A 1,069-nucleotide genomic window follows, 5' to 3' on the forward strand; every position below is an offset into this window, starting at 1 on the left:
CATATTCTTAGATTCATGGATATCTTGGAAGCGAATTACGACACTTATCTGACATGGCTTTACAAAAACAGCAATTCTGTCATTAAGCGAGATTCATCTGTCCTATACTATGATTGCACAAACTTTTACTTTGAATGTGAACAGCCTGACGAAGACATCGTCGATGAAGTGACTGGTGAGATTATCAATGGTCTGAGAAAATATGGCTTAAGTAAAGAACACCGTTCAAATCCCATTGTGGAAATGGGACTTTTCATGGATAGCAGGGGAATCCCAGTCAGCATGTGCCTGCATTGTGGAAATACAAGCGAACAGATTACCGCTGTCCCATTAGAAAAAGAAGTTATGAAAATGCTGGATAATGCCCAATTCATTTATTGTGCAGATGCGGGGCTTGGTTCCTATAACATCCGCAAATTCAACAGTATGGGCGGCAAAGCCTTTATTGTCACTCAATCTATAAAAAAACTGAGTGACACACTCAAAAAGGCCGTGTTCAACGACTATGATTATCACCTTCTCTCAGATGACTCCGCTGTCGCAATCAGCGATATGAAAACTTTTGACAGATATGAGATAGAAAACCGAGAACTGTACAATGATTCTGCCTATAAAGTGATTATTGCAGACAAAGCTATTGATCTTGGACTGTATGAAGAAAAAACATTAAAAAATGGCAAAACAAAACGTGTAAAAACAACAGGACAGCTGAAACAGAGACTGATTATCACTTTCTCGCGAAAGATGATGGAATACCAGAGGGCTGTGCGAAACCGTCAGATTGAACGTGCCAGGAAACTCTTAGGTATGAAAGATCCCGAAGAAATCAAGAAAGGACCGAATGATGTGAAGCGATTTCTGAAACGCGTAGCCAGCACAAACTCAGTAGAAAAAGCAACGGTCGCATATATACTTGACGAAACAAAGATTGCTGAAGAAGAAAAATATGATGGTTATTATGCGGTCGCCACAAATCTTCTGGATCCAGCTAAAGATATATTGGCTGTATCCCACAAAAGATATCAGATTGAAGACTGTTTTCGAATCATGAAAACAAATTTTACCGGAA

1 pseudogene is annotated in these 1,069 nt (G+C 39.4%); it reads left to right on the forward strand.

From position 1 onward, the window contains the following. Positions 1-1,069: pseudogene (locus RHS_RS29755) on the forward strand (transposase); the annotation flags it as partial.

Source organism: Robinsoniella sp. RHS (assembly GCF_001029355.1).
GTDB lineage: Bacteria > Bacillota > Clostridia > Lachnospirales > Lachnospiraceae > Robinsoniella > Robinsoniella peoriensis.